The 5123-nt window shown below is 67.1% G+C and carries 5 protein-coding genes; 4 read left to right on the top strand and 1 reads right to left on the bottom strand.

Features of this window, described 5'->3' with window-relative positions:
• The 3 genes from QH196_RS16710 to QH196_RS16700 form a co-directional block, all read left to right on the top strand.
• A partial coding sequence (locus tag QH196_RS16710) for an NAD-glutamate dehydrogenase domain-containing protein (protein WP_280416722.1) occupies positions 1 to 1866 on the top strand: 1866 nt, incomplete at its 5' end.
• Positions 1867 to 1901: 35 nt separating this feature from the next.
• The gene (locus tag QH196_RS16705; RefSeq protein ID WP_280416723.1) at positions 1902 to 2336 is read left to right on the top strand and encodes an acyl-CoA thioesterase; all 435 of its coding nucleotides are present in this window, start codon (positions 1902 to 1904) and stop codon (positions 2334 to 2336) included.
• A 94-nt stretch (positions 2337 to 2430) separates the two neighbouring features.
• Positions 2431 to 3099, top strand: a complete 669-nt coding sequence (locus QH196_RS16700; protein WP_280416721.1) for a hypothetical protein — start codon at positions 2431 to 2433, stop codon at positions 3097 to 3099.
• A 103-nt stretch (positions 3100 to 3202) separates the two neighbouring features.
• Here the strand turns inward: QH196_RS16700 and QH196_RS16695 are convergent, their stop codons facing one another.
• Entirely contained in the window at positions 3203 to 3934 is a 732-nt protein-coding gene (locus QH196_RS16695) for an HNH endonuclease (protein ID WP_280416720.1), read from the bottom strand.
• A gap of 281 nt (positions 3935 to 4215) precedes the next feature.
• Here QH196_RS16695 and QH196_RS16690 point away from each other — a divergent pair, with 281 nt between their 5' ends.
• Positions 4216 to 4647 (top strand): globin, encoded by a 432-nt coding sequence (locus QH196_RS16690; RefSeq protein ID WP_280416719.1) that lies wholly within the window; start codon positions 4216 to 4218, stop codon positions 4645 to 4647.
• The last annotated feature ends 476 nt before the right edge of the window (positions 4648 to 5123 follow it).

The following is a 5123-nucleotide window of genomic DNA, read 5'->3' as shown; positions in this document are numbered from 1 at the left end:
TCGGAGCATATTCGGTTGGTGGCGGCGTTCGATCATCGGCATATTTTCCTGGATCCGGATCCGGTGGCTGCGTCGTCGTTTGCCGAGCGGCGGCGGTTGTTCGGGTTGGCGCGGTCGAGTTGGGCTGATTATGATCGGTCGCTGATCAGTGCGGGCGGCGGAATCTACGACCGCACGGTGAAATCGGTGCCGATATCTCCGCAGGCCCGCGCGGCACTCGGCCTGCCGGAGAACACCGTATCGCTCGCACCGCCGGAACTGATCCGCGCGATTCTGCAGGCGCCCGTGGATCTGCTGTGGAACGGCGGTATCGGCACCTATATCAAGGCGAGCACCGAAAGCAATGCCGATGCGGGCGATAAATCCAACGATGCTGTTCGGGTCGACGCAAATCAGTTGCGGGTGAAGGTCGTCGGCGAGGGCGGAAATCTCGGTGTCACAGCGTTGGGGCGGATCGAATTCTGCCGCAACGGAGGCAAGATGAATACCGATGCGCTGGACAATTCCGCCGGGGTCGATTGTTCCGACCACGAGGTGAATATCAAGGTCCTGCTCGACGGTGTGGTCTCGGCGGGAGAACTGGATATCGCCGACCGCAATCCCTTGCTCGCGGAGATGACCGACGAAGTCGCGCAGATGGTGTTGCAGGACAACGTTTCGCAGAACTATCTGATGGGAATCTCGCGGGCCGAATCGGCGCGGATGCTGAATGTGCATCGGCGGTTGATCGAGGAACTGGAGGACAGCCGGGGTCTGGACCGGCAGCTCGAGGCGTTGCCGGCCGATTCCGTGCTGAAGCGCCGGCTCGAGGAAGGGACCGGCCTCGCCTCGCCCGAACTCGCCCACCTGCTGGCCCATGTGAAACTGGCGATGAAAGCCGATCTGCTGGCCGGGGACCTGCCCGATAGTGCGTTCTTCGGCGCCCGGCTCCCCGACTACTTCCCGACCCCGCTGCGTGAACGGTTCGGGGCGGCGATCAAGAAACACCGCCTGCGCCGGGAAATCGTCACCACCATGATCGCCAACGAGGTGGTGGACCACGGTGGCCTCACCTACACCTTCCGGCTCGGTGAGGAGATCGGTGCCACCACCACCGATACGGTGCGCGCCTTCGCGGCCGTCACCGATATCTTCGGGCTGCACGAGATCTGGGCCCGGATCCGCGCCGCCGATACTTCGGTCGGGGTACGCGACCAGCTCGAACTGGAAACCAAACGAACCCTGGATCGGGCCTCGCGGTGGCTGCTCACCAACCGTCCCCAGCCGATCGCTGTGGGCGCGGAGATCAACCGGTACCGGGTGGGCATCCAGGAACTGGCGCCCAAGGTGCCCAGCTGGCTGCGTGGGCACCATGTCACGACGCTGACCGATCACGCCGCCGACCTGGTGGCGCACGGGGCGCCGCTGGATCTGGCGACCGAGGTCTTCGGGTTGCTGCACCTGTTCCCGCTGCTCGATATCGTCGATATCGCCGATATCACCGACCGCTCCGGCGACGAGGTGGGTTCGCTGTACTACGCGCTGAACGAGCATCTCAAGATCGACTGGCTGCTCGAGGCGGTGAGCCATCTGGAACGCGGCGATCGCTGGCATGCACTGGCCCGGCTCAGCCTGCGCGACGATATGTACAGTTCGCTGCGCTCGCTCACCCTCGATGTGCTCTCCGGCGGCGACCCGGAGGAGAGTGCGGACGAGAAGATTGCATACTGGGAGTCCAAGAATCAGTCCCGGCTCGGTCGCGCCCGCGCGGCGTTGGCGGAACTGTTCGAGTCCGGAACCCACGATCTCGCCACGCTGTCGGTTGCGGCGCGGCAGGTGCGCAGCATGGTGAGTGGGGTGGGTGCCCAATCGGAGGTACCACGGTGACGAATGCTGTTTCGGGTAACGGTGCAGGTGCCGAGGTGGCCACGGCCGCCCCGGCGCCGCGCTTCCACACCGCCGTCCATGTGCGCTGGTCGGATATGGACGTGTTCCAGCATGTCAACCACGCCCGGATGGTGACGTTGCTCGAGGAAGCGCGGATCCCCTGGCTGTTCGAGGCCGATCGCCCCACGGTGGCGCTGCGCAACGGCTGTGTCCTGGCGGATCTGCACGTCAAGTACCGCGGCCAGTTGCGGCATGAGGACACCCCGCTCGATATCGCCATGTGGATCGAGCAGTTGCGCGCCGTCGATTTCACCGTCGCCTACGAGGTGCGGGCCGCGGGTGCCGCCCCCGGTACTCCGGCCGCCGTCACCGCCACCACCCAGCTGGCGGCGTTCGATATCGAAACCCAGCGGCTGCGCCGGCTCACCGACGCCGAACGGGACTACCTGGCGCAGTGGATGCAAGCATGAGCGCATCGAACACGCATACGGTAGCCGCCCGCAACGAGGCAGGGCCCGCACCGGTGCCGCGCATAGGCATTGCTCCCACCCTGCCGATCCGATCGTGACTTCCGACCAGCGGGTCCTGACCGTACCGGACCCGGCAGAACGCGAGAACCTGGCCACATTCCTCACCCGGGCACAGCGGCTGGACCCGGCGGCGGTGGTGCGTTTACGCCGGCGTGGAGAAGGCCTGGTCACCGCCTGGGTCGCTACCGGTTTCGAAGCGCTGGCCACCCGCACTGTCGGCGCCGAACTCCAGGTCGACGATGCGACGGTCGGCGCCGATACGGTACTGGCTGCCCTCAACGGCCCTGGCCCGATAGACCTCGGCTACTCCATGGATTCGGCCTGGCGTGGCGCCCTCCCGCCCGCGGCGGGTTTCGGGCATATCGACGATCTGCCCGCCCGGACCCTGGTGGAACTGGCCGAACGCGGGGCCGATCTGGCCAAGGAACACGGATCGAACCACGGTCCGCCGGTCTCACTGCTCGATCAGACGGTGATCACCGTCTCGGCGGACGAGGATGAGGTGGAGATACCGATGCGGGTGGTGTTCGCGCTCACCTCCATGGATTTCATCCCGCACTCCGGGGACCGCGCGGAGGCGAACCGGATCCCGCCCGGAGAGTCGGTCCGCGTCCGCGCGACCAGAACATGGTTCCGCCTCGATGCCCGCTACGGTTCCATCGCCCGGCGCAGGACCGGGAGCATATCGCTGACACCCCGATAACGGCCTACTGCACGCGCGCGGGCTTCATTACAGGCCCGCGCGAACCGGCTTCCTCGGAGAGTGGGCGCGGGCGCTGCCGAACCTGTGCGGCGGTGCGCCGGAGCTATGCGGCCCCTTCACCGAGGTACTGCAACCAGGCCGGATCGAGTTCGTTGACCGTGGACAACAGGCGCCAGTGCGGGCCTTTCGGGGAGATCAGCGGGGATCGTAGGGTCCAGCCCAGTTCGCTGAGCAGTTTGTCGGCTTTGCGGTGGTTACAGGGCGCACAGCTTGCGACGCAGTTCTCCCAGCTGTGTTCGCCGCCGCGGCTGCGGGGGATGACGTGGTCGATGGTTTCGGCCTTACCGCCGCAGTAGCCGCAGCGGTAGCGGTCGCGCTGCATGAGGGCGGCGCGGGTCATGGGGACCCGGGCGCGGTAGGGGACCCGCACATAGGTGCGGAGGCGGATGACCGAGGGGATGGTGACGGTGGACCCGGCGGAGTGCAGGACCGGGCCGGTGGGGTCGTGATGGACCGCGTCGGCCTTATCGCAGACCAGCAGCACGATGGCGCGGCGGGCGGGTAGTGCGGTGAGCGGTTCGTAGGTGGCGTTGAGCAGCAGAACGCGGCGTTTGAGCCAGCTGAGATGCTGGGTGGGATGGAGTACGGCGGCGGATTCGCCGCGGGGACGAGTGGAATCGGTATCGGCTGCGGTCTCGGAAGTATGCCGGTTGACCGCGTGATCGGACAGCAGTTGCAGCGGAGGAGCCCCCGACCCACGAGCGTGGACGTCGGCGGGCTTCAGTTGTCGGTGGCGTATCGCCTCCGGTGATCGGGCGCCGGTCCGTTGCTTCATGTCGACCCCAAATTCTGCGTTACAAGATCATGTGGTATCTCGCCGGGAGACAAGATTCAGTTGACCATGGAAAGCCCCGGAGCGCACGGTTATTTTGCACAATGGCTGGTTAACTGTCGCTGAAGCGACGATCGAGGTCAACCGAGTCGAAGACGCCGACGCAGACCGGCCGTATCGGTGCGGCCGGGTACTCCTTCGACGGTACGGCCATAACGCCGAATCTGCGAACCCGCGATGACGCGGGCACAATGGACGGCGCATCCAGCGAAACGAGAGGGTTCATGACTTCGGGTATTCCGGCTGCCGGCGATCCGGCCGGCGAACAGGCCACGATCTCCTTCTTCGACGCCGTCGGCGGGGAGGAGACCTTCCACCGGTTGGTGGCAACGTTCTACCGCGAGGTCGCCGCCGACGAGATCCTCCGGCCGATGTACCCCGAAGAGGACCTCGGCCCGGCCGAACGCAGGCTGCGCATGTTCCTCGAACAGTACTGGGGCGGCCCCCGCACCTACTCCGACGAACGCGGCCACCCGCGGCTGCGCATGCGGCATATGCCGTTCGAGATCGGTCCCGTCCAGCGCGACGCCTGGTTGCGCTGTATGCGGATCGCGGTCGCCGAGATCGAGCCCGAGGTCCTCGACGATGCCCACCGCCGCCAGCTGCTGGACTATCTGGAAATGGCCGCGAACTCCTTGATGAACACCGCCTGGTAGCCCGGTCGCCCCGCACCGCCGGCGCGTGGCTCGGGATCACCGCCTCCGATCGCGGACACCGAAGGCAACCAATAGCGGAGGCCGCTCTGCGATCGATCCGTCTGTAGGCGATCAGTCAGCCGTTGCCGCAGTGCGCGCACACCGCGGCTCGAGTGCAGCTGGGGCAGGCAACGGTTCCGCTAGGAACAACACAACCAGCCGCGGTGCCGGGGCCGGTCCAACACCCAACGCAACAACCCGAAATCCTGACGCAACCAACGGCGGCGCCGAGTCCAGCGAGGCCCTTGGAGGGTTCGGCCCGGGGGGGGGGGGGTGGGGGGGGGGCGGGGAGGGGGGGGGGGGCGCCCGGGGAGGGGGGGGGCGCAACCCCCCCCCGGGGGGCGCCCCCCCCCCCGCGCGGTGGGGGGGGGGGCCCGGGGTTTTTAACCCCCCCCCCCCCCCGCGGGCCCCCCCCGCCCTCCCGCGGGGCCTGAAAC

It is taken from the genome of Nocardia carnea (assembly GCF_029868325.1).
In the GTDB taxonomy this organism is placed as follows: Bacteria; Actinomycetota; Actinomycetes; order Mycobacteriales; family Mycobacteriaceae; genus Nocardia; species Nocardia carnea_C.
Note: the sequence above shows the minus strand (reverse complement) of the source record. Positions and strands in the feature narration are given on the sequence as shown.

Bases quoted from the DNA above. Each gene is read 5' to 3' on its own strand.
- QH196_RS16695 (WP_280416720.1), bottom strand. From the start codon at position 3,934: ATGAAGCAACGGACCGGCGCCCGATCACCGGAGGCGATACGCCACCGA.
- QH196_RS16690 (WP_280416719.1), top strand. From the start codon at position 4,216: ATGACTTCGGGTATTCCGGCTGCCGGCGATCCGGCCGGCGAACAGGCC.